Origin of the sequence: Acinetobacter sp. NIOH-H-8, from assembly GCF_046635365.1 — a bacterium.
Taxonomy (GTDB): Bacteria; Pseudomonadota; Gammaproteobacteria; order Pseudomonadales; family Moraxellaceae; genus Acinetobacter.
This window is the reverse complement of sequence record NZ_JBHDVN010000366.1, coordinates 1-385: the sequence shown is the minus strand read 5'-3', so window position 1 is coordinate 385 and position 385 is coordinate 1. Positions and strand designations below refer to the sequence as shown.

Sequence of the window (385 nt, the reverse complement as noted above, 5' to 3'; positions counted from 1 at the left end):
AGCAGGCTCTGATCCAGCGTTTGCACTAAAGTTTTGAGTACCCACACCGTAATAAATAATGGGACCAGTACTAGCAAGCCTGTAATGAAATATTTTTTCATGGGGTTCGTTTTTTAGTGGCAGGCACAGCCGGGACTGCACTTGGCGGAGTCGCCCGTGCTGGCAGACTCTGCTGGCTTGCTGCCTGACGCCTGGTTATTTTTGAAATCGGTGGCATACCAGCCGCTACCGCTCAATTGAAAACTGGGAGCAGAAACTTGTTTGCTAAAGGTCTGCTGCTGGCATTTAGGGCAAGCCTCAACAGACGGCGCAGATACCTTGCGCATCAGTTCTTGCTGATAACCACACGCTGTACATTGGAAATCGTAGATAGGCATTTGTTAAC

The 385-nt window shown here is 49.1% G+C and carries 1 protein-coding gene; it reads right to left on the bottom strand.

The window, feature by feature from the left end; translation table 11 throughout:
- Nucleotides 1–113: 113 nt before the first annotated feature.
- Nucleotides 114–377, bottom strand: a complete 264-nt coding sequence (locus tag ACEWB7_RS18685; RefSeq protein ID WP_411581188.1) for an FmdB family zinc ribbon protein — start codon at nucleotides 375–377, stop codon at nucleotides 114–116.
- Nucleotides 378–385: the final 8 nt, after the last annotated feature.